Origin of the sequence: Streptomyces niveiscabiei (genome assembly GCF_033794345.1) — a bacterium.
Classification (GTDB): Bacteria; Actinomycetota; Actinomycetes; order Streptomycetales; family Streptomycetaceae; genus Streptomyces; species Streptomyces niveiscabiei.
Map to the genome: position 1 here is coordinate 216,190 of NZ_JARAYJ010000007.1, position 21,951 is coordinate 238,140.

Consider the following 21,951-nt stretch of genomic DNA (forward strand, 5'->3'; position numbering starts at 1 on the left):
TGGCATGACCTCACTCGAACCCGAACTCACCACCGCCGTACGCCGGCAGGTCGTCGACGTGCACGGCGTCCCCGCCTCCGCGCTGGTGGCCGAGGTACCGCGACCACAGGCCGTGATCGTGGCCCTGCACGGCGGCGCCACCACCTCCGCCTACTTCGACCACCCCGGACATCCGAGGCTCTCCCTCCTGCGCACCGCCGCCGCGGCCGGCTTCACCGTCCTCGCCCTGGACCGCCCCGGCTACGGCAGTTCCGCCGGGCACGAGGACCACATGCGCACGCCCGACCAGCGCACCGACTTCGCGTACGAGGCCGTCGAGATGCTGCTGAAGGACCGTGAACGTGGTGTGGGCGTATTCCTGTGGGCGCACTCGGCGGGCTCCGAACTCGCGCTGCGCATGGCAAGCGATCCGCGGGCCGGGGACCTGCTCGGCGTGGAGCTGGCCGGCATGGGCCGGGTGCACCACCCCCGGGCCGTGCGGGCGATGGAGGAGTGGCGCACCGACCCGACCCGCACCCGGCCCAGCCTGCGCCACGCGCTGTGGTACCCGCCGCAGGCCTACCCGCCCGACGTACACGGCGGACAGCGCATCGGCGCGGCCTCGCCCGCCTACGAGGGACACCGGGAGGGCTGGCAGGAGGACCTGATCCGGCTGGCGGCGCGTGTCGCGGTGCCGGTCCACATCACCCTCGCCGAGCACGAGCAGGTGTGGATCAACGGGCCGGAGGGCCTGTCGGACCTCGCCTCGCTGTTCACCGGCTCACCTCGCGTGGTGCTCCACGAACAGGCGGGGGCGGGCCACAACACCAGCGTCGGGCGGACCGCCCTCGCCTACCACCTGCACGTCCTGGCCTTCGTCGAGGAGTGCGCGCTCGGCGTCCCCGCCTTGCCCACGGAACGGGGGAGGCGCGATGGGTGAACCCTTCGACGCCGGGCTGCTGGCGGTCCGGCTCGTGCTGGGCGCGGTCATGGTGGCGCACGGCTGGAACCACTGGCGGGGCGGGGGCGGCATCACCGGCACCGCGCGCTGGTTCGCCGGCCTGGGGCTGACCCGGCCGCGCGTGCAGGCGTGGCTCAGTGTGGTCACCGAGATCGGCGCGGGCGTCCTCCTGGTGCTCGGACTGCTCACGCCGCTGGCCTGCGCGGCGGTGCTGTCGGTCATGCTGGTCGCCGGGCTGCTCGCCCACCGGCCGCACGGGTTCTTCGTCTTCAAGGAAGGCTGGGAGTACGTCCTCGTCCTGGCCGTGCTCTCCCTCGCGCTCGGCGCCTGGGGCCCGGGGGAGTACGCGGTCGACACGGCGGCCGGCACCGCGGTCACGGGGTGGGCGGGCGCCGGTGTCGTACTGGGACTGGGCGTGGTGGCGACCGCCGGTCTGCTCGCTGCGTTCTGGCGCCCCCGGAAGACCGCATGAGCAGACCTCCGCTGCGCGGGGGATTCATCGGACTGGACACGAGACGACCCTGTGGGCCCGCGGACCCGCCACGCTGATGCCGTTCGCGGGCAGCGGTGCCCAGACGGCCGCGTCGGCAGCGCGGCCGGCCTCGCTCTGGACCGCATCGCCGCCCACGCGGGAGCCTGGTCGCCAAGGACGTCCGCCTCTTCGCCGAGATCGCGGACCGGGCCGGCGCACGCGACGGGGCGGTGCTCCGCAAGGCCGCCCTGGCCGTCCTGGCCGCTCTCGCCGCTCTCGCCGCGATGGGACGGTGAGGGGGAGACGGCGAAGGCACTCTCGCCCCCGGGCCGCGCCCGTGCGTACTGTGTGCGAGCACCTCTCCACCGCAGGAAGGGGCAGGACATGGTGTCTGGCCGGCGTGAGCAGATTCTGGAGGCGGCGCTGGAGGTCATGGCCGCCCATGGCTTCAAGGGCACCTCGATCGACGCGGTGGCCGAGCGGGCCGCTCTCACGCGTCAGGGCGTCCTGCACTACTTCCCGAGCAAGAAGCGGCTGCTGCTGGAGCTCCTCAGTTTCCGTGAGGAACTCGCCCGGAAGAATCTGGCGGGGCGGCGGGTCGGCGAGGACTGGGCCGGCGACTTCGCCGAGACCGTGGCCTTCGAACAGAGCCGTCCGTCGCTCGCCACCGTGTACAGCGTGGTGCTGGCCGAGGCGGTCACCGGCCAGGAACCCGCCGCCGGTTTCGTCCGGGAGCGGTGCCGCTCCGTGCAGGACCACCTGGTCGCCAGCCTGATCGAACGGTACGGGGAGCGCGTGCCCAGCGGGCTGAGCGCGCCGATCGCGGCGGCTGCCCTGCTGGCGCTGGTCGAGGGCGTCCACCAGCTGTGGCTCGTGGACTCACAGGCGGACCGCTATCCGCAGATCACCCGGGAGGCCGTGGCGGTCCTTCTCGGCACCGACAGCGCTGCCACGGAGTGTCAGTCCCCCGCGACGAAGGGATAGACGCGGGTGAAGTCGGCCCCCGGTTCCTCGGCGCTGAAGGCGTCCCGGTCCGGGCACCGCCCAGCCGCCGCACCTCGTCCAGACAGAGCCGGACGTCCTTGGCCATCAGCGTGTTGCTGAACCCGGCGGAGTAGCGCCCCGTGAGCACCTCGCTGAGGAACTTGTCCGCACTGGCACCGCTGCGTCCGCTGGAGGCGTTGAGCACTTCCAGCATCACGGTCGGGTCCAGCCCGGCGGCCCGCCCGAAGAAGACAGCTTCGCTGGTCGCGGCGAGCGCGGTCGCGGACAGGAAGTTGTTGGCCGGCTTCAGCGCCTGGGCCTGCCCGGGCCGGTCGCCGACCTTGCGCCGCCGGTCGCTCAGCCCGGCCAGGACCGGCTCCACCCGGGCGCAGTCCTCGTCCGTCCCGGCGTACATGACCATCAGGGTGCGCCGGCGCGCCCCGGCCACCCCGCCCGACACGGGCGCGTCCACGTACGCCAGCCCGCCGCCACCTCGAACCCGGCCCGGACCAGGTTCGACGCCAGCGCCCCGCCCATGGCGCCCAGCCCGACGCAGCCGACCACGGCCGGACGGCCCTTTACTTTCTCTCCCTGGCGCCGCAGCGGGCGGCGGTCTGGAACAGCGGCTCGCCGGCCTTGGCGTCATGGAACTCGGCGGGTACGGGGTCGCCCGGAGGCAGAGGCGTGCCGTCGTACATCCGCGCTCTCCTTCTCCGATCCGGCGCGGGGCCGGGCCTGACTCCATCGCGGCCGTCCGGGACTCCAGCACTGTACCGACCAGACAGAACGGCATCAACATATGCGGCAATAGCCGTTAGGCGAATTCGGAAACGCTATTCTCGATTTCGGAGACTGTTGTTATCGTGGTGGGGTCACCCCGAGCGGAGGTTCCGACCCATGGCGCACTTCCCCAAGCCCTCCGAGGGCAGTTGGACCGAGCATTTCAAGATCGACACCGGGCCCGTCTCCTACGCCGACTCGATCTCGCCGGAGTTCTACGAGCAGGAGCGGGACGCCATCTTCCGCCGAACCTGGTTGAACGTCGGACGTGTCGAGCAACTGGCGCGCAAAGGGAGCTACTTCACCAAGGAGCTGGACGCCGCCCGCGCGTCCGTCGTCGTGGTCCGCGGCACGGACGGCGAGGTGCGTGCCTTCCACAACGTCTGCCGTCACCGCGGCAACAAGCTCGTGTGGGACGACTACCCGCGCGAGGAGACCAAGGGCACCTGCCGGGCCTTCACCTGCAAGTACCACGCCTGGCGCTACGACCTCGAAGGCAAGCTCACCTTCGTCCAGCAGGAGTCGGAGTTCTTCGGCATCGACACGTCGAAGTACGGGCTGATGCAGGTACAGACGGAGGTGTGGGAGGGGTTCATCTTCGTCAACCTCGACCCGGAGAACACCACGCCGCTCAAGACCTACCTCGGCAAGTTCGCGCAGGGCATCGACGGCTACCCGTTCCACAAGCTGACCCAGGTGCACAAGTACCGCGCCGAGATCGGCAGCAACTGGAAGCTGTTCATCGACGCGTTCGCCGAGTTCTACCACGCGCCGATCCTCCACGCCGGCCAGTACGAGTCGGGCGAGGCCGCCAAGATCAAGAAGTACGGCTACGAGGCACTGGCGTACGACATCGACGGCCCGCACAGCATGGTCTCCTCCTGGGGCGGTATCGCGCCCCCCAAGGAGAAGGCCATGGTCAAGCCCATCGAACGGGTGCTGCGCAGCGGTCTGTTCGGCCCGTGGGACGCCCCCGACATCGGCATGACGACCGAGGAGCTGCCGCCGGCGATCAACCCGACGCGCAACGAGGTCTGGGGGATGGACTCGTTCGTGTTCTTCCCCAACTTCATGCTGCTGATCTGGCGGCCCAACTGGGTGCTCACCTACCACTACTGGCCGACCTCGTACAACACCCACATCTTCGAGGGGACCTGCTACTTCGTCCCGCCGAAGAACGGCTTCGAGCGGTTGCAGCAGGAACTCGCCGCGGTGACGTTCAAGGAGTACGGCCTCCAGGACGGCAACACCCTGGAAGCGACCCAGACGATGTTGGAGTCGCGGGCGGTGGACCAGTTCCCGCTCTGCGACCAGGAGGTTCTGCTCCGGCATCTGCACAACACCACGCGGAGCTACGTACGCGAGTACCAGCAGCGAAACGCCGCGGCGCCCACCTCCTGAGCCGCCCTCCGCCCGAAGACGCCCGCCGAACAGACACGGAGACCTTGACATGGGCAACGTCTTTCCCCCCGGCTTCGCCGCGCTGGAACCCTTCGCGGACTGGGCGGTCCGCGGCGAGCGGGCCCGCTACGCCAAACGCGTCAGCAGCACCATGGAGGAGCTTCAGGCCTTCTACGACGTGGCGTATCCACTCCTCCAGCAGAACACCGAGTACCTGGAGAACCTCCACCTCGACGCGATCAGTGAAGAGGACAAGCGCCTGCTGTGGGCGTTCTGCGCGCTCGTGACCGTCGCCTTCCCGGTGGAGGCGTGGGGCCAGCCGAGGGTCCCGGACAGCGGCCCGTCCAGCATCGACGCCGTCATCGAACCCGCCGTGTGATGGCCGCACAGGAACTCGGACAGGCTCCCCGGGAGAGGACACCACAGCCTCCCGTGCTGCTGCGGGCGGCGCGGCTGCTGGACATCGACAAGGGCGAGATCGCCGAGCCCGGCGAGGTGCTCGTGGTGGGCGAGCACATCGCCGGGATCCAGCCCACCCGGCTGCCCGAGGGCACGGTGGTCCGTGACCTCGGGGACGTCACCCTGCTGCCGGGCCTGATGGACATGGAGGTCAACCTCTTCCTCGGCGGCCCCGACCACCGCAGTCCGCTGATCCCGGTCCAGGAGGACCCGGCCGTGCGGACCCTGCGCGCGGTCGCCAACGCCCGCCGCACGCTGAGCCGCGGCTACACCACCGTGCGCAACCTCGGCCTGTTCGTGCAGACCGGGGGAGTGCTGCTGGACGTCGCCCTGAAGAAGGCGATCGACCTGGGCTGGGTCGACGGTCCGCGGGTGGTGCCCGCCGGGCACGCGATCGCCCCGACCGGCGGGCACCTGGATCCGACCATGTTCCAGGCATTCGCGCCGGGCGTCCTGCCCCTCACGGTGGAGGAGGGTATCGCCAACGGCGTGGCGGAGGTGCGCAAGGCGGTCCGCCACCAGATCAAGTACGGCGCGCGGGTCATCAAGGTGTGCGCCTCCAACGGGGTCATGTCGCACACCGGCCCCGCCGGCGCGCAGCAGTACTCCGACGAGGAGCTGCGCGCCGCCGTCGACGAGGCGCACCGCGCGGGGCTGAAGGTGGCGGCGCACTGCATGGGCGACTCGGCGATCCGGGCCGCCGTCGAGGCCGGCATCGACTGCATCGAGCACGGCTTCCTCGCGAGCGACGCCACCCTCGACCTGATGGTCGAGCGCGGCACCTTCCTGGTGGCCACCACCTCCCTCACCGAGGGCATGAACACCGCGCACGCGGAGCCGGAGCTGCGGGCCAAGGCCGCCGACGTCTTCCCCCGCGCCCGCGAGTCCACCGCCCGCGCGATCCGGCGCGGGGTCAAGGTGGCCCTCGGCACCGACGCCCCCGCCATCCCCCACGGCAAGGGCGTCATGGAACTCCTCGCCCTCGCCGAGCGGGGCATGCGGCCGATCGACGCCCTGCGCGCTGCGACGACCGTGGCCGCCGAGCTGATCGACGCCGCCGACCGGGGCCGCATCGCCCCAGGACTGCTCGCCGACGTCGTCGCCGTGCCTGGCGACCCGCTCACCGACCTGTCCGTCACCGGGAAGGTGTGCTTCGTGATGAAGGGCGGCCGGGTGTACCACGACGGCACAGCGGTCTCCTGACCCCACCGAAACCACTGGGCCGGCGCCGCGCGGCGCTGCCGGGGTCTCCCGGAGAGGCCCGCGAAGGCCGCGCCGCGGAGTTCATCCGCGACGCGGCACGACCGCCCCGTCCGGGCACCAGGCCCGCAGGAACCGCGCCGTCGCCTCCAGCTGCCGTAGGCCCTGCGCGGCGGAGTCCTCGTGGATCCGCATGTCCACCGCGACGCCGGAGTGCGCCGCCCGGGTCGCGAACGACAGCGTGTCGTCGAGCAGCACCTCCGTGCCGGCCGCGTGCAGTTGTATGGGCGGCAGGCCGTGGAGATTGCCGTGCAGCGGACTGAGCAGCGGATGGTCGCGCGGGGTCGTCCCCGTGTACGTGGCCGCCCGCACCGGCAGAGCTTCCGCGTCCACGGTGCGGTCGGCGGCGGCGTTGAGCAGCAGGCTGGGCGCGTCGAGCGTGAAGTCCAGTACCGGTGAGGAGAGCACCGCGCAGGTCGGCAGTGTCGCGCCCGCGTCGCGCAGCCGCAGCAGCAGGCCGGCGCCGAGGGCCCCGCCGAGCCGCTTGCCCGCCACTGCCGCCGGACCGCCGGCGTGGCAGTGCTCCCACGCCCTCCACACGTCGTCCAGGGCCTGTGGGAAGCGAGGCCGGTAGCGGGCGCAGACGACCGCGTACCCGGTGAGCCGGGCCAGTTCCCGCGCGGTCGGCAGTGCGTCCTGCGGGGTGCCCGCGAGCCGCGGATCGCCATGCAGGTACAGCACCGTCTGCGCCACGGCTCCGCTCTCGGGGCGGACCTCCGGGCCGAACGGCCCCTCGTCGACGCGTACGTCACGTGCCACGGGTCATCACCTTCTCCGCCGCTTGCCAGTGCTCCTCGGACACCCACAGCCGGGCGAAGGCCGCGGCGGCCTCGCGCGCCGGCCGGGTCCGGGTGGTGAGGTTCTTGATCTCGCGCGCCTGCGGGGTGGCCAGGGAGCGAGCCACCTCCCGCCAGCCGTCGGCGAACCGCGCGCGGGGCAGGACCAGATCCACCAGCCCCAGCCGTTCGGCCTCGGCCACCTCCAGTACCCGCCCCGTGCCCGCCAGCAGCAGGGCCTGACCCCGCCCCACCAGCCGCGCCAGCCGCTCGGCTCCGCCCCAGGCGGGGACGATGGCCAGCTTCGTCTGGGTGAAGCCGATCCGGACGTCGTCGGCGGCGACGCGGATGTCGGCCGCCACCGCCACCTCGGCTCCGCCGCCCAGCGCGTGCCCGTTGAGCGCGGCCACCACCGGACCGGGAAAACCGGCGATCCGGTCGCACAGCGCCCGCATCCGCAGCGCCATGTCCGATGCCTCGTCCTCGGTGCGCAGCCGCGCCAGTTCCTTCAGGTCGCCGCCGGAGACGAACGCCCTCTCGCCCGCCCCGGTCACCGCCAGCGCCGTCGCGCCCTCGGCCGCGTCCAGGGCTTCCTCCAGCTCGCCCATGGTGTGCGGGTCGATGGCGTTGCGGGCGTGCGGACGGTCGATGGTGACGACCGCCAGGCCGTCTTCCAGCTCCAGCTCAACCATGTGCGGCCTTCCGGTCGTCGGGCGGGTGCGGATGGTGCTGTGTCAGTCCTCGTACACCACGGTCACGTCGGGGGTCGTCGGCTCGGCCTGGCAGGTGAGCACATAGCCCTCGGCGACCTCGTCGGCGTCCAGCGCGTTGTTCACCCGCATCTTGGCCTCGCCGTCGGTCAGCCGGGCCATGCAGGTGGCGCAGTCCCCGGACTCGCAGGAGAACGGCGGCGTGAAGCCGGCCCGGCGGGCGCTCTGCAACAGAGTCTCCCCGGGGCGTTGCGGCACGGTACGACGCTCTCCGCGCAGGCCGACGGTGACGGTCCCGGCGACGGGCTCCGGCGCTCCGGCGGGCGGCTCCTCGGCCGCGTCCACGGGTGCCGCCGGGGTGAACCGCTCGACCAGGATCCGCTCGGGGGCGATCCGGTGGGCGGCCAGGGTCTGCTCGACGAGGGTCATGAACGGCTCCGGCCCGCAGACGTAGAAGTCCGCCCCCTCGTCGGCCAGGGCCCGTATCTCCGCGGGGGCGACCAGCCCGTCCCGGTCGTCGAAATGGTGGCGCAGGTCGAGCCGGCCGGGGTGGCGCGCCGCGAGGGCGTCCAGCGCCTGGCGGAAGATGGCCGCCCCGGCGCTCTGATGCGCGGTCAGCAGTCCGACGTCACGGCCTGTCGTCGCCAGCGCGCTCTTGACCAGCGAGAACACCGGAGTGATGCCGCTGCCCCCGGCGTACGCGACGAGCGGCCGGTCGGCGGAGTCCTCCCGCAGGCAGAACGAGCCGCCGGGCAGCGTGGCCTCCAGCGTGTCACCGGACTTCAGCCGCTCGTGCATCCAGCCGGAGGCCAGCCCGCCCGGCACCCGCTTGACCGTGACACACACCTCCGTGTCCGTGTCGGGTGAGGACGACATCGAGTAGCTCCGCAGCGTTCCGCACACCTTGAAGGTCAGGAACTGCCCGGCCCGGTAGGGGAAGCGCGCGTCGAGGGCGAAGGTGCGGGTGTCCGGTGTCTCGTCGACGACCCGGGTGATCCGCACCGGATGGAAGCCATGGTCCCGTGCCATGTATGGAACTTACCTTCTCGCTATGGGAGAGTGCAATTCTCCAAACGAGGGAGGAGTAGCTGTCATGACGACGATTCCCCCCGGCGCTCTGCGGCCGATCCCGCCCGGGCTCGCGGTGCGCTACGTGTCCGAGGGCTGGTGGACCGGCGAGACCCTGGGCGAGATGCTGACGCGCGGGCTGGGCGAATCCGGTGGCGTGGAGTTCCGCGTGCACTCCGAGGTGCGGCCCTGGAGGGGCACGTTCGCCGACGTGGAGCGTACGGCGCGGCGGCTGGCCGCCGGCCTGCGGGCGCGTGGCGTCGGCCCGGGTGACGCGCTGGTCATGCAGCTGCCCAACTGGATGGAGGCGGCGGCCGTGTTCTGGGCCGCGGCCTTCCTCGGTGCCGTCGTCGTCCCGGTGGTCCACTTCTACGGACCCAAGGAGGTCCGCTACATCGTCGAGGCGACCCGCCCGAAGGCGTTCTTCGCCGCCGAGCGCTTCGGGCGGACGGAGTTCCGGCCGGAGCTGTGCGCCGAGGTGCCGGTGGTCGGCGTCGTCGGGCGGGACTTCGACGAGCTGCTCGCCGGCGAACCGCTGGCCGGCGTCCTGCCGGTGGGTCCGGATGCCCCTGCCCTCGTCGCCTTCACCTCCGGCACCACCCGCGACCCCAAGGGCGTCATCCACAGCCACCGCACCCTCGGTTACGAAACCCGGCAGCTGGCCGCGAGCTATCCCCCGGACCGGGGACGGCAGTTCACGGTGGCGCCGGTCGGCCACTTCATCGGCATGATCAACGCGTTCCTCATCCCGGTCCTCGACGGCAGCCCGGTCAACCTCGGCGACTCCTGGGACCCGGCCCGGGCGCTCGCTCTCATGAAGGACGAGGGGCTCACTGTCGGCGGCGGGGCGACGTATTACATGACCAGCCTCCTCGACCACCCCGACTGCACCGAGGAGCACATCGCACGCCTGAAGTACGCGGGACTGGGCGGCGCGTCCATCGCCTCCGCCGTGACGACCCGGCTGGAGGCGCTCGGCATCACCGTCTTCCGCGCCTACGGCTCCACCGAGCACCCTTCGGTGACCTGCACCCCGTACGACGGTCCTGCCGCCAAGCGCCTGCACACCGACGGTCTCCCGTTGCCCGGCGCGGAGGTCCGGCTCGCCGAGGACGGTGAGATCCTCACCCGCGGCCCCGACCTCTGCCTCGGCTACACCGACCCGGAGCTCACCGCCGCCGCCTTCGACGCCGACGGCTGGTACCGCACCGGCGACATAGGCGTGCTCGACGCCGACGGCTGGCTGACCGTCACCGACCGCAAGGCCGACGTCATCATCCGGGGCGGGGAGAACATCAGCGCCCTGGAGGTCGAGGAGGTCCTGCTGGGGCTGGAGGGTGTGGTGGAGGCGGCCGTGGTGGCCGTGCCGGACCCGCGCCTGGGGGAGCGGGCCGCCGCCGTCCTGCGCATGCTGCCCGGCCGGCCGGCGCCGAGCCTCGCCGAGGTGCGCCTGCACTTCGGTCGGGCGGGCCTGGCCCGTCAGAAGTGGCCCGAAGCCGTGCACGGAGTCGAGGACTTCCCGCGCACCCCGAGCGGCAAGGTGAAGAAGTTCGTCCTCCGTAAGCACATTGCCACTCCCTCGATGCGAGAATACGATTCTCGCAAACGGTGAAGGAGGATCTCATGCCCTCTCGTGAACTCGCGTATCCGCTCTTCGACGCGGACAACCACCTCTACGAGACCCAGGAAGCGCTCACCAAGTACCTCCCCGAGGAGTACCAGGGCGCCATCCAGTACGTGAACGTCGGCGGTCGCACCAAGATCGCGATACGCGGGCAGATCAGCGAGTACATTCCGAACCCGACCTTCGAAGTCGTCGCCCGCCCCGGCGCCATGGAGGAGTACTTCCGGGTCGGCAACCCCGACGGCAAGACCCGCCGGGAGATCTTCGGCGAGCCCATGCGGTCCATCCCGGCCTTCCGTGAACCGGCGCCGCGCCTCCAGCTGATGGACGAGCTCGGCATCCAGCGCAGCCTGATGTTCCCCACCCTGGCGAGCCTCGTCGAGGAGCGGATGAAGGACGACCCGGAGCTGATCCACGTCGTCGTCCACTCCCTCAACCGGTGGTTGCACGACACCTGGGGCTTCACCTACAAGGACCGCATCTTCACCGTCCCCGTCATCACCCTCCCGATCGTCGACAAGGCGATCGAGGAGCTGAACTGGGTCGTGGAGCGCGGCGCCCGCGCCATCCTCATCCGCCCCGCACCGGTCCCCGGCTTCGGCGGCACCCGGTCCTTCGCGCTGCCCGAGTTCGACCCGTTCTGGAAGCGAGTGGTGGAGACCGGCGTACTCGTCGCCCTCCACTCCTCCGACAGCGGCTACTCGAACTACGCCAACGACTGGGAGGGCCGGCGACGCGAGTTCCTGCCCTTCAAGCCCAACGCCTTCCGGCAGGTCAACGAGTGGCGGCCGATCGAGGACGCCGTCTCCTCACTGATCTGCCACGGCGCGCTGTCCCGCTTCCCCGAGCTGAAGGTCGCGGTGATCGAGAACGGCGCCTCGTGGGTGGAACCGCTGCTCAGCCGGCTCGCGGACGTCCACAAGAAGATGCCCCACGAGTTCCGGGAGAACCCGGTGGACGTCTTCAAGCGGCACATCCACATCAGCCCGTTCTGGGAAGAGGACATGGCCGAACTCGGCAACCTCATCGGTATCGAGCGGGTCCTGTTCGGCTCCGACTACCCCCACCCCGAGGGGCTCGCCGACCCCGTCACCTACGTCGACCACCTTCCCAAGCTGTCCGAGGAGGACAAGGCGAAGGTCATGGGCGGCAACCTGGCCCGGCTGATCGACGCATGACCACCGCCCGCACCATCCCCGAACTGGTACTGAGCACGGCCGACCGGTTCGGCGACGCCGAGGCCGTCGTGGACGGCGAACTGCGCCTCACCTTCCGCGACCTGGCCGACCGGGTCCGCCGCACCGCCGGGGCGTTCGCCTCCGCGGGCGTCGGCCCGGGTGACCGGGTGGCCCTGTGGGCACCCAACTCGGCCGAGTGGATCATCGCCGCGTTCGGCCTGCTCACGGCCGGCGGGGTGCTGGTGCCGGTGAACACCCGCTTCCTCGACGAGGAGGCCCACGACATCGTCGTACGCAGCGGCGCCAAGGCGCTGCTCGTCCAGAACGGCTTCCTGGACAGGCAGTTCACCGGCCCGCCCGGCGTTCCGGTCATCGACCTGAAGACCTCCGGCTTCCTCGCTTCCGGCGACCCGACGGACCCCAAGAGCGACGAGGACGACCTGGCGGACATCGTCTTCACCTCCGGCACGACGGGACGCCCCAAGGGCGTGATGACGACGCACGGCCAGACGTTGCGCCTGTACACCGAGTGGTGCGACCTCGCCCGGCTCCGGCAGGGCGACCGGTACCTGATCGTCAACCCCTTCTTCCACATCTTCGGCTACAAGGCGGGCCTGGTCGCGTCCATGATCCGCGGCGCGACCGTCCTTCCGGTCGCCGTCTTCGACGTGGACCGGGTCCTGGACCTCGTGGAGAGGGAACGGGTGACCGTCCTGCCGGGACCGCCGACCCTGTACCACTCCCTCCTGGAGGCCGGCGCGGACCGTGACCTGTCCTCGCTGCGGGTCGCGGTGACCGGCGCGGCGGACATCCCGGTCGAACTGGTCCGGCGCATCACCACCGAGCTGCCGTTCACGCACCTGATGACCGGCTACGGCCTCACCGAGGCCGGCACCGTCACCGCGTCCCGCCCCGGCGACCCCTACGAGGCCGTCGCCACCACCGTGGGCAGACCGTGCGAAGGCTTCGAGGTGCGCGTCGCCGAGGACCAGGAGGTGCTCGTGCGCGGCTACGCCGTCATGCGCGGCTACCTCGACGACCCCGAGGCCACCGCCGAGGCCGTCGACTCCGACGGCTGGCTGCACACCGGCGACCTCGGCGCACTGGACGCCGAGGGCCGGCTGCGGATCGTCGGCCGCAAGAAGGACATGTTCGTCGTCGGCGGCTTCAACGCCTACCCCGCCGAGATCGAGGGCTTCCTGCTGAGACACCCGGCCGTCGCCCAGGCCGCCGTCATCGGCGTGCCCGACGAGCGGCTGGGGCAGGTCGGCAAGGCCTTCGTGGTCCCGCGCACCGGGATCACGGAGGCCGAGCTGATCGCCTGGGCGCGTGAGCGGATGGCCGGCTTCAAGGTGCCCCGCCACGTCGAATTCCGCACCCGGCTACCGCTGAACGCCACCGGAAAGGTGATGAAGGACCAGCTGTCATGACCCAGGAATTCCGCACTGCCTCCGGCATCCCCCTCAACCCGGTGTACGGGCCCACGGACCTCCGTGCCGAGCCCCCCGGCCCGGGAACGTTCCCCTTCACCCGCGGCAACTACCCCACCGGCTACCGGGGCCGCACCTGGACCCTGCGCCAGTACTCCGGTTTCGGCACAGCCGAGGAGTCCAACCGCCGCTACCGCTACCTCCTCGACCAGGGCGGCACGGGCCTGTCGGTGGCGCTCGACCTGCCCACCCAGTGCGGTTACGACTCCGACGACCCGGAGTACGCCGACGAGGTCGGCCGGGTCGGGGTCGCGCTGGACACCCTCGCCGACGCCGAGATCCTCTTCGACACCCTTCCGCTGGACCGGATCAGCACCAGCTTCACCATCAACGGCACCGCGGCCATCCTGCTCGCGTTCTACGTCGCCGCCGCCGAGAAGCGCGGCATCCCCCGGGCGAAGCTCACCGGCACCATCCAGAACGACATCCTCAAGGAGTACGCCTCCCGCGGCACCTGGATCTGGCCCCCCGAACCCTCGCTGAGGCTCATCGCGGACACGATCGAGTTCTGCGCCGCGCAGGTGCCCCGCTTCAACGCGATCTCCGTCGCGGGGGCGCATTTCCGGGACGCGGGCGCCAACGCCGTACAGGAGATGGCGTTCACTCTCGCCGACGGGGTCACCTACTGCGAGACGGTGCTCGAACGCGGCCGGATGACCATCGACCAGTTCGCCCCGCAGATCTCCTTCTTCTTCTACACGCATGGTGATTTCTTCGAGGAGGTCGCCAAGTACCGTGCGGGGCGCAGGCGTTGGGCGACCATCGTGCGCGAGCGGTTCGGCGCGACCACCGACAAGGCGTGCATGTTCCGCTTCGGCGTCGTGGCCGGCGGGGCCTCCCTCTACGCCCCGCAGGCCCGCAACAACACCGTGCGTGTCGCCTACGAGGCGCTCGCCTCGGTGCTCGGCGGCGTGCAGTCGATGTTCACCGCGGCCTGGGACGAGCCGTTCGCCCTGCCGAGCGAGGAGTCCACGACGCTCGCCTTGCGCACCCAGCAGGTGCTGGCCCACGAGACGGGCGTGACCAAAGTCGCCGACCCGCTGGGCGGTTCATACTTCGTGGAGGCTCTCACCGACGCCACCGAGGAGCGGATCGTCGCGATCATGGCCGACCTGGAGGCGCACGGCGGCATGGTGCGGTGTATCGAGGACGGCTACCTCCAGGGGCTCATCGCCGACGAGGCGTGGCGGCTGCACCAGGAGACCGCCTCCGGAGAGCGGCCGGTCGTCGGCGTCAACCGGTTCACGGTGGACGAGCCCGCGCCCGACCTCGCCACCTACGAACTCGACGCCGAGGGGCGCGAACGCCAGCTCAAACGGCTCGCGCGGGTCAAGTCCGAGCGCAGCGCCGCCGAGGTACGCGCCCGCCTCGACGACCTGCGGCGCGCCGCCGAAGGAGACACCAACCTGATGGACCCGCTCGTCGCCTGCGCGGGCGCCTACTGCACGGTCGGCGAGATGGCCGACGCCCTGCGCGCAGTGTGGGGCGAGTTCCGCCAGCCGGTGGTGTTCTGATGACCGCGACCGTACCCGTACGCGTACTCGTCGCCAAGCCCGGTCTCGATGGCCACGACCGGGGAGCCAAGCTGGTCGCCCGCGGGCTGCGGGACGCCGGATTCGAGGTGGTGTTCACCGGCATCCGGCACCGCGTCGACGACATCGCCGCCACCGCCGTCCAGGAAGACGTCGCCCTGGTCGGCCTGTCCATCCTCTCGGGCGCCCACCTCACCCTCACCCGCCGCACGGTCGACGCGCTGCGCGCCGCCGGCGGTGACGACATCCCCGTCGTGGTCGGCGGCACCATCCCGGCCTCGGACGTGGCGCGGCTGCGGGAGGCCGGGGCCGCCGGGGTGTACCCCACGGGCACCCCCCTCGACGCGATCGTCGCGGACATCCGCGCTCTGACAGCCCCGGAGGACTGACATGCGAGTCGGAGTGATGAGCGGCCCCGAACGGGGCGACGCCGCGCACAAGGCGGCCCGGATGGCCGCTGACGCCCGGTGGGCCGAGGAGGCCGGGTTCGACACCGTGTGGGTGCCACAGGTGCCGGCCGACTTCGACGCCCTGACCGCCATCGCCCTCATGGGCCAGGCCACCGAGCGCATCGAACTGGGCACGGCCGTCGTCCCCGTCCATGCCCAGCACCCGATCGCCCTGGCCCGCCAGGCCATGTCCGTCCAGGCGGTTGCGGAGGGCCGGCTCACACTCGGCGTCGGCGCCTCCCACCACTGGATCGTCCGCGACATGCTGGGCCTGCCGTACGAGAAGCCCGCGGCGTACACCCGCGCCTACCTGGAGGTGCTCGACGCGGCGCTGTCCGGGGACGGTTCGGTGGACGTCGAGAACGACGTGTTCCGCGTCCACAATCCGCTCACCCTCGCCCCGCTCGCCCCCCTGCCGGTCCTGATGGCAGCGCTGGGCCCGGTGATGCTGCGCATCGCGGGGGAGTACACGGACGGCACCGTGCTGTGGATGGCCGACGAGCGGTCGGTCGCCGAGCACGTCGCGCCGACGATCACCAAGGCGGCCGAGTCGGCGGGGCGCCCCGCGCCCCGCATCGTCGCGGGCATCCCGGTGTGCCTGTGCGCACCGCACGAGGCCGACGCCGCGCGCGAGCGCGCCAACCGGATCCTCGGCGAGGCCGAGGTGTCCCCCAACTACCAGCGTCTGCTGGAGTACGGCGACGCCCGCGACGTCGGCGATCTGTGCGCGGCCGGCGACGAGGCGGCCATCAGGGCCCGCTTCAGGCGGTTCGCGGACGCGGGGGTGACGGATCTGTCGGTGCGGCTGCTGCCCCTGGGCGACGGGCGTGACGAACTGGTCGCCTCGAAACTGCGCACCCGTGACGCGGTGGCCGCGATAGCGGCGGACCTGCGGTGAACGGCCCGCTGACCGGCCTGCGCGTGCTGGAGGTCGGCCACATCCTGGCCGGCCCGTACGCCACCATGCTGCTCGCCGACCTCGGCGCCCGGGTCACCAAGGTGGAGCCGCCCGGCGGCGACCTGTCCCGGCAGGTCTCCGACGCCTATTTCGCCAGCCTCAACCGGAACAAGCGCTCGGTCCGCGTGGACCTGAGCGCCCCCGCCGGCCAGGACCGCCTGCACGGGCTGGTACGCGAGGCCGACGCCCTGCTGGTCAACCTCAAACCGTCCGCCATCGAGCGCTTCGGCCTGACCTACGAGGCCCTGAAGCCCTACAACGAGCGGCTGGTGTGCGTGGCCCTCACCGGCTGGGGCATGGACGCGGGCGACCTGCCCGCCTTCGACTACGTCGTCCAGGCGGCCACCGGCATCGCGGCCATGACGGGCGACCCGGCCGGACCGCCTGCGCTGCCTGGCTACTCCTCGGTCGACAACTCGGCCGGAATGGCAGCCGCGCTGGGCCTGCTGGCACAGATCGTCTCCGGACGCGGCGGCCAGATCGAGGTGTCGCTGCGCGACGTGATGCTCTCGCAGCTGAACTACCACGCCGCGGCCTGGCTCAACGACGGCAAGGCCCCGCGCCGCCTCGGAGGCGCCCACGCCCACTACGTTCCCGCCCAGCTCTTCCCCACCGCCGAGGGACACCTGGCCCTCTTCATCACCCACGACGGCTTCTGGCGGGCCTTCGCTGCCGAGGCCGGCATCGAGGGCTACCCGACGATGGCCGAGCGCGCGGCCCGCCGCGACGAGGTCATCGCCGCGGTGACGAAGGCGCTCGCCGCCGACTCGGCGGTGGAGTGGGAACGCCGGCTGCGCCCGCTGGGCGTTCCCGCCGCCGCCGTACGTACGCTGCCCCAGGCACTCGTCGAGTTTCCCGACGCGGTCGTGCGGGCCGGCGAACACCGCCTGGTCGCAAGCCCGTTCCGGATCGCCGGGCACCAGCCGGCATACGGCTCGCCGCCGCGCCTCGGGGAGCACGACGGCACGGCTTAGAAGCCGCCCGGGCTCACAGGGGCCGCTACGGCATCCCGCCGTCCACCCGCAGCGTCGCCCCGCTGGTGTACGACGAGGCGTCCGACATCAGGTACAGGGCGGCGCCCACCACCTCGTCGGGGGCGCCGACACGTTGCAGCGCGTGCGGGCGCACCCCCTCGGCGAGCTGCTCGGGGTTCTCCTGCCAGCCCCGGGTGGCCCACGTGGCGAACGGGCCGCACATCAGCGTGTTGACCCGCACCGTCGGCCCGAGCGCCTGCGCCAGGCCCACGGTCATCGCGTTCAGCCCGGCCTTGGCGGCGGCGTACGGCACGATCGCCGGGCGCGGCCGGATCGAACCGGTGGAGCTGACGTTGATGATCGCACCGCCGTCGGCTTCGGCCATGCGTTTCCCGGCCAGTACGGACAGGCGGAAGGGACCCTTGAGGTTGAGGCCCAGCACCGAGTCGAACATCTTCTCCGTGACCTCGGCCAGGTCGTCGTACACGGGGGACATGCCCGCGTTGTTGACCAGCGCGTCGATCCTGCCGAAGCGCTCGTGGGCCGCGTCGACCAGGCCGGGCAGTTCGTCCCAGTGGCCCACGTGCACGGCGTACGGCAGTGCCGCACGCCCTGTCTCCTCCTCGATCTCCGCGCTCACCGCGGCGCATGCGTCGTACGTCCGGCTGGCGACGACGACGTGGGCGCCACAGCGCGCCGCCGCGAACGCCATGGCCCGTCCGAGCCCCCGGCTGCCGCCGGTGACGAGGACCACCCGGCCGGTGAGGTCGAACAGCGCGTCTGCGTACCCCATCCCCATCCCGTCCTCTCGAAGTGCCGAAGCCGCCTGTTCCTGGCGCACTCTGCTGTGAGATTAGTATTCTCTCAATCATAGAACAGCATTTCCGTGTTGTGGTGAAGGGCGTTCGCGGAGGCTCGGGCATTCGCCTGCCGGGCCGCCCAGGAGAGCGGAGGCGGACATCGTGCGAGGTCTGAAGGACAAGGTCGTTCTGGTGGCGGGTGCGGCCACCGGACTGGGCGCGGCCTCGGCGCGCAGGCTGGCGCGGGAGGGGGCCAGGGTCGTCGTCGGCGATCTGAACGCCGACGGGGCCGAGGAGACCGCCGGCGCCATCCGTGCCGAGGGCAGCGAGGCGTTCGCGGTGGAGTTCGACATCTCCGACGACGCCTCGGTCGGGCACCTGGTCGCGGCCACGCTGCGAACCTACGGCGGTCTGGACGCCGTACACGTCAACGCCGGGGACATGGGCGCGGTCCAGAAGGACACCGACATCGTCGACATGGACCTCGCCATCTGGGACCGCACCGTCGCGGTCAACCTGCGCGGTCACATGCTGGTCTCCCGGCACACCGTGCCCGCGCTCCTCGCCCGCGGCGGTGGGGCGATCGTCTACACCTCCTCCATCGCCTCGTTCACGGGTGATGCCAAGCGGCCGGCGTACGCCGCGACCAAGGCGGGCATCAACGCGCTCACCCGCCATGTGGCGTCGCGCTGGGGCAAGGACGGCATCCGGGCCAACGCGGTCGCGCCGGGACTCGTCCTGACCGCCGACATCGAACGGGGTGCGCCCCCGGAGATGCTGCGGAGCATGCTCGCCCGGACCCGCAGCACGCGTCACGGCCGGGCCGAGGACATCGCCGGCATGGTGTCCTACCTGCTCTCCGACGAAGGCGAGTGGATCAACGGGCAGGTCGTGAACGTGGACGGCGGGACCGTCCTTCGCTGACGCGCCCGGAACGCGGCCCGGATTCCCCACTTCGAGGACGGTGAGCGCCGATGACAGCCGAGACCGAGCCTTCCGTGCCGGCTCGACCGGCTGCGTCCGGCGGCCGGACCCCGGAGCCGGGAGAAGCCGCCGGTGGCGAGGCCCTGGCTCTGCTGGATGCCGGGCTCGCGCTCATGGTGGCGGCCCGCGGGCGGCGCCCGCGTGTGGCCGACATCGTGGCCGCGGCCGGCCTGTCCAACGACGCCTTCTACCGTTTCTTCGCGAGCAAGGACGCCCTGGTCGAGGCCATCGTCGAGCGCGGTGCGCGCACCGTCGTCGGTTACGTGCGGCACCGGATGGCGCGGGCGGCCGATGACGGACCGGAGGCCCGGCTGCGCGCCGGGATCGAGGCGGTGCTGCGGCAGGCCTCCGACGAGGATCTGGCCCGGCAGACCCGGGCCGTCCTGTCCAACGCCACCGGGCATACGCCCCGCGCGGCGCACGTCACCGTCGCCCTCGTGGACGCCCTCGCCGCGCTGTTCGCGCAGCCCGCGGCCGAGCTGGGAGCGGGCGATCCGATGCGTGCCGCCCGTACCGCGGCGGGCGGTGTCGTCGCGGCCCTGCAGTACTGGTTGTTCACCGAGGAGGCGCCCGGGCGCGCCGAGACCGAGCACCTGGTCGGCTTCCTCCTCGCAGGCGTGCGAGCCCCCGACTCCCGTCGCCGGTAGGTGCGATAGCTATACGCGAGAATGGTGTTCTGCTAAATTCAGAATCCTATTCTGATGAGAGTGGGTGCGTCATGTGGGACTTCAGTACCGATGCCGCGTTCCAGGAGAAGCTGGACTGGGCCGCGGCGTTCGTCCGTGAGGAGATCGAGCCGCTCGACGTGCTGTTCCCGGGAAACGCCGAGCCGTACGACCGGGACAGCGAGGTCTTCCGTGAAGTCGTCCGGCCGCTTCAGCGGCGGGTGCGGGAGCGGGGCCTGTGGGCCGCCCACCTGCCGCCGTCGCTGGGCGGCATGGGCATGGGCCAGGTCAACCTCGGCCTGCTGAACGAGATCCTGGGCCGTTCGGGCTGGGCCCCGATGGTGTTCGGCACCCAGGCCCCCGACTCGGGCAACGCGGAGATCCTCGCCCACTACGGCACCGAGGAGCAGCGGAAGGAGTACCTGGAGCCGCTGCTCGACGGACGGATCGTCTCGACGTTCGCGATGACCGAGCCGACCGGCGGCGCCGATCCGGGCGGTTTCACCTGCCGCGCGGTCCGTGACGGCGACCAGTGGGTGATCGACGGCGAGAAGTGGTTCGCATCCAACTACCCCCACGCCGCCTTCGTCATCGCCATGGTGATCACCGACCCGGACGTGCCCGTGCACAAAGGCGCCTCCATGATCCTGGTCCCGGCCGGCACCCCGGGCATGGAGATGGTGCGCGGCACGGGCCTGGCCGGCGAGCCGCTCGGCCAGGGCGTCCACGCCTACCTGCGGTTCACCGGCTGCCGCGTACCGGCCGAGAACCTGCTCGGCGAGCCCGGCTCCGGCTTCCTGATCGCGCAGACCCGGCTCGGCGGTGGCCGGTTGCACCACGCCATGCGGTCGGTCGGCCAGTGCCGGCGGGCCCTGGAGATGATGACCGAGCGGATCGCCTCCCGCCGCACCCGGGGCGGCCCGCTCGCCGACCAGCAGTCCGTGCGCCACCAACTGGCCGACACCTGGATCCAGATCGAGCAGTTCCGCCTCCAGGTCCTGCACGCCGCCTGGCACATGGACCGGGCGAACGGCACGGGCGACCCGGCGGACGCCCGCCGCGCCCGGCTTCACGTCTCCGGCGTGAAGGTCGCCACGCCCAAGGTCCTCGTCGACGTCGCCTACCGCGCCCTGCACCTGCACGGCGCGCTCGGCGTCTCCAATGAGCTGCCACTGGCCCGGATGTGGCAGGCCGGTCCCACTCTCGGAGTCGCCGACGGCCCCACCGAGGCACACCAGGACGTCGTCGCCCGGTTGTTGCTGAAGGAAGCGGCCCCGGCGGACGACCTGCTGTTCGGCTCGGAACATCTGCCCACCCGGATGGCCGCGGCCCGCGCCAAGTACGCGGACCGCCTGACCGGGACGACGGTGATCCGGTGACCTCGCAGAAGGAAAGCGGCGCCGACGACACCGCGCCCGACCTCGACCGCCTCAACGCCTGGCCCGGCCTGGCCGACCTCCCCGGTGACGGCCCCGCCACCGCCCTCGACACCCTCACCGGCGGCGCCCAGAACCTCCTGTTCACCCTCCGCCGGGCCGACGGCACCGAACTCGTCCTGCGCCGCCCCGGCCGCCACCTCCGGTCCGGCGAGTCCGACGCCTTCCGGCGCGAGAGCCGCGTCCTGACGTCCCTCGCCGGCACCGACGTACCCCACCCGCGCCTGTACGCGAGCGTGCAGGACGATGCGGTGCTGGGCGCCCCCTTCTCCGTCCTGGAGAAGATCGACGGCTTCATGCCCCGGGGACAGCTGCCCGGCCGGTACGCGCAGGACGCCGGGTGGCGGCGCTCGGTCGCCTTCGCCCTTGTCGACGGCGCCGCGCGCCTCGCCGCCGTGGACCCGTCCGCGCACGGCCTGGCCGACCTCGGCAGGCCGGAGGGCTGGCTGGAGCGGCAGACCCCCAAGTACCTGAAGATGCTGCACGGCTACCGCACGGAGCCCGCCTACCGCGAGACCGAGAACCCGCAGGTGGACCCGATCGCCGACTGGCTCGCCGCGCACACCCCGAAGCAGGGCGCGACCGGAATCGTCCACGGTGACCTTCAGTTCGCCAACGTCATGTTCGCCCACGACGCCCCGCGCCTCGCGGCCATCGTCGACTGGGAGATGGCCTCCCTCGGCGACCCCCTCCTCGACCTGGCGTGGATCCTCACCGCCTGGCGCGAGAAGGACGACCCGCCCGGCAGCGACCCCCAGTTCCAGCCCTGGGACGGAATGCCCGGCCGTGCCGAACTCGTCGCGCACTACGCCGAGTCGACCGGCCGGGACGTCTCCGCCTTCCGCTGGTACCAGGTCCTGGCCTGCTTCCGCCTGGCCGCCCTCCTGGAGGGCAGCTACGCTCGCGCCCTCGCCGGGAAGATGAACCGCAAGCTGGGCGACGGGCTGCACGCCTACGCGGGATGGCTGTGGGCCAAGGCCCGCCAGGAGATGGAGCGCGCCTGAGTCCTGA

At 71.7% G+C, this 21,951-nt stretch carries 24 protein-coding genes; 18 read left to right on the forward strand and 6 right to left on the reverse strand.

The window, feature by feature from the left end:
* Positions 1-4 precede the first annotated feature (4 nt).
* The 4 genes from PV682_RS12520 (at position 5) to PV682_RS12535 (ending at position 2,396) form a co-directional block, all read left to right on the forward strand.
* Positions 5-919 (forward strand): alpha/beta hydrolase, encoded by a 915-nt coding sequence (locus PV682_RS12520; protein WP_319728453.1) that lies wholly within the window; start codon positions 5-7, stop codon positions 917-919.
* Positions 912-1,412 (forward strand): DoxX family protein, encoded by a 501-nt coding sequence (locus tag PV682_RS12525; RefSeq protein ID WP_319728458.1) that lies wholly within the window; start codon positions 912-914, stop codon positions 1,410-1,412. The genes PV682_RS12520 and PV682_RS12525 overlap by 8 nt, the downstream gene beginning before the upstream one ends.
* 95 nt (positions 1,413-1,507) lie before the next feature.
* A complete protein-coding gene (locus PV682_RS12530; protein WP_319728464.1) occupies positions 1,508-1,708 on the forward strand; it encodes a hypothetical protein in 201 nt (66 codons plus the stop codon).
* Positions 1,709-1,796: 88 nt separating this feature from the next.
* Positions 1,797-2,396 carry a TetR/AcrR family transcriptional regulator gene (locus PV682_RS12535; RefSeq protein ID WP_319728472.1) on the forward strand — a complete coding sequence of 200 codons (600 nt, stop codon included), beginning with the start codon at positions 1,797-1,799 and terminating at the stop codon, positions 2,394-2,396.
* Here the strand turns inward: PV682_RS12535 and PV682_RS12540 are convergent.
* Together PV682_RS12540 and PV682_RS44315 are read right to left on the reverse strand one after the other, a co-directional pair.
* Positions 2,317-2,868: an NAD(P)-dependent oxidoreductase gene (locus PV682_RS12540; RefSeq protein WP_319728480.1), complete on the reverse strand. Its 552-nt coding sequence runs from the start codon at positions 2,866-2,868 to the stop codon at positions 2,317-2,319. The genes PV682_RS12535 and PV682_RS12540 overlap by 80 nt on opposite strands.
* Positions 2,817-2,960: an NAD(P)-binding domain-containing protein gene (locus tag PV682_RS44315; protein ID WP_407705653.1), complete on the reverse strand. Its 144-nt coding sequence runs from the start codon at positions 2,958-2,960 to the stop codon at positions 2,817-2,819. The genes PV682_RS12540 and PV682_RS44315 overlap by 52 nt, the downstream gene beginning before the upstream one ends.
* Positions 2,961-3,293: 333 nt before the next feature.
* Between PV682_RS44315 and PV682_RS12545 the strand changes: the two genes are divergently transcribed.
* Genes PV682_RS12545 through PV682_RS12555 form a run of 3 tightly spaced genes read left to right on the forward strand, consistent with a single transcriptional unit; the run spans position 3,294 to position 6,239 of the window.
* On the forward strand, positions 3,294-4,577 hold the full coding sequence (locus tag PV682_RS12545) for an aromatic ring-hydroxylating oxygenase subunit alpha (RefSeq protein ID WP_319728488.1): 1,284 nt from the start codon (positions 3,294-3,296) through the stop codon (positions 4,575-4,577).
* Positions 4,578-4,626: 49 nt separating this feature from the next.
* Complete coding sequence (locus PV682_RS12550; RefSeq protein WP_319728497.1) at positions 4,627-4,956, forward strand: hypothetical protein; 330 nt, start codon at positions 4,627-4,629, stop codon at positions 4,954-4,956.
* On the forward strand, positions 4,956-6,239 hold the full coding sequence (locus PV682_RS12555; protein ID WP_319728505.1) for a metal-dependent hydrolase family protein: 1,284 nt from the start codon (positions 4,956-4,958) through the stop codon (positions 6,237-6,239). The genes PV682_RS12550 and PV682_RS12555 overlap by 1 nt, the downstream gene beginning before the upstream one ends.
* An 81-nt stretch (positions 6,240-6,320) precedes the next feature.
* On the opposite strand, the gene PV682_RS12560 is transcribed toward PV682_RS12555, so the two are convergent.
* From PV682_RS12560 to PV682_RS12570, 3 genes are read right to left on the reverse strand one after another with little or no spacing between them, the layout of a single operon-like run.
* Positions 6,321-7,055, reverse strand: a complete 735-nt coding sequence (locus PV682_RS12560; RefSeq protein ID WP_319728514.1) for an alpha/beta hydrolase fold domain-containing protein — start codon at positions 7,053-7,055, stop codon at positions 6,321-6,323.
* Positions 7,045-7,764: an enoyl-CoA hydratase/isomerase family protein gene (locus PV682_RS12565; RefSeq protein WP_319728522.1), complete on the reverse strand. Its 720-nt coding sequence runs from the start codon at positions 7,762-7,764 to the stop codon at positions 7,045-7,047. The genes PV682_RS12560 and PV682_RS12565 overlap by 11 nt, the downstream gene beginning before the upstream one ends.
* Positions 7,765-7,806: 42 nt before the next feature.
* Positions 7,807-8,811 (reverse strand): ferredoxin--NADP reductase, encoded by a 1,005-nt coding sequence (locus PV682_RS12570; RefSeq protein ID WP_319728526.1) that lies wholly within the window; start codon positions 8,809-8,811, stop codon positions 7,807-7,809.
* Between the two features lie 64 nt (positions 8,812-8,875).
* On the opposite strand from PV682_RS12570, the gene PV682_RS12575 reads away from it, so the two are divergent.
* The 7 genes from PV682_RS12575 to PV682_RS12605 are packed head-to-tail and all read left to right on the forward strand — an operon-like array spanning position 8,876 to position 17,055.
* Complete coding sequence (locus tag PV682_RS12575) at positions 8,876-10,462, forward strand: AMP-binding protein (protein WP_319728530.1); 1,587 nt, start codon at positions 8,876-8,878, stop codon at positions 10,460-10,462.
* An 11-nt stretch (positions 10,463-10,473) separates the two neighbouring features.
* A complete protein-coding gene (locus PV682_RS12580; protein ID WP_319728534.1) occupies positions 10,474-11,652 on the forward strand; it encodes an amidohydrolase family protein in 1,179 nt (392 codons plus the stop codon).
* Positions 11,649-13,082: a FadD3 family acyl-CoA ligase gene (locus tag PV682_RS12585; protein ID WP_319728543.1), complete on the forward strand. Its 1,434-nt coding sequence runs from the start codon at positions 11,649-11,651 to the stop codon at positions 13,080-13,082. Before PV682_RS12580 ends, PV682_RS12585 begins: the two co-directional genes overlap by 4 nt.
* Positions 13,079-14,656, forward strand: a complete 1,578-nt coding sequence (locus tag PV682_RS12590) for a methylmalonyl-CoA mutase family protein (protein WP_319728555.1) — start codon at positions 13,079-13,081, stop codon at positions 14,654-14,656. The genes PV682_RS12585 and PV682_RS12590 overlap by 4 nt, the downstream gene beginning before the upstream one ends.
* A complete protein-coding gene (locus PV682_RS12595; protein WP_319728561.1) occupies positions 14,656-15,063 on the forward strand; it encodes a cobalamin B12-binding domain-containing protein in 408 nt (135 codons plus the stop codon). Before PV682_RS12590 ends, PV682_RS12595 begins: the two co-directional genes overlap by 1 nt.
* 1 nt (position 15,064) lies before the next feature.
* Positions 15,065-16,021, forward strand: coding sequence for a TIGR03564 family F420-dependent LLM class oxidoreductase (locus tag PV682_RS12600; RefSeq protein WP_319728570.1), 957 nt, complete (start codon positions 15,065-15,067; stop codon positions 16,019-16,021).
* Positions 16,018-17,055 (forward strand): CaiB/BaiF CoA transferase family protein, encoded by a 1,038-nt coding sequence (locus PV682_RS12605; protein WP_319728576.1) that lies wholly within the window; start codon positions 16,018-16,020, stop codon positions 17,053-17,055. Before PV682_RS12600 ends, PV682_RS12605 begins: the two co-directional genes overlap by 4 nt.
* Positions 17,056-17,080: 25 nt before the next feature.
* On the opposite strand, the gene PV682_RS12610 is transcribed toward PV682_RS12605, so the two are convergent.
* Complete coding sequence (locus PV682_RS12610; RefSeq protein ID WP_319728580.1) at positions 17,081-17,848, reverse strand: SDR family NAD(P)-dependent oxidoreductase; 768 nt, start codon at positions 17,846-17,848, stop codon at positions 17,081-17,083.
* A gap of 169 nt (positions 17,849-18,017) precedes the next feature.
* On the opposite strand from PV682_RS12610, the gene PV682_RS12615 reads away from it, so the two are divergent.
* The 4 genes from PV682_RS12615 to PV682_RS12630 all read left to right on the forward strand — a co-directional run bounded on the left by PV682_RS12615 (position 18,018) and on the right by PV682_RS12630 (position 21,944).
* Positions 18,018-18,779 carry an SDR family NAD(P)-dependent oxidoreductase gene (locus tag PV682_RS12615; RefSeq protein ID WP_319728591.1) on the forward strand — a complete coding sequence of 254 codons (762 nt, stop codon included), beginning with the start codon at positions 18,018-18,020 and terminating at the stop codon, positions 18,777-18,779.
* A 50-nt stretch (positions 18,780-18,829) separates the two neighbouring features.
* Positions 18,830-19,486 carry a TetR/AcrR family transcriptional regulator gene (locus PV682_RS12620; RefSeq protein ID WP_319728601.1) on the forward strand — a complete coding sequence of 219 codons (657 nt, stop codon included), beginning with the start codon at positions 18,830-18,832 and terminating at the stop codon, positions 19,484-19,486.
* Between the two features lie 71 nt (positions 19,487-19,557).
* Entirely contained in the window at positions 19,558-20,883 is a 1,326-nt protein-coding gene (locus PV682_RS12625) for an acyl-CoA dehydrogenase family protein (protein ID WP_319728627.1), read from the forward strand.
* Positions 20,880-21,944: a phosphotransferase family protein gene (locus PV682_RS12630; protein WP_319728636.1), complete on the forward strand. Its 1,065-nt coding sequence runs from the start codon at positions 20,880-20,882 to the stop codon at positions 21,942-21,944. The genes PV682_RS12625 and PV682_RS12630 overlap by 4 nt, the downstream gene beginning before the upstream one ends.
* The last annotated feature ends 7 nt before the right edge of the window (positions 21,945-21,951 follow it).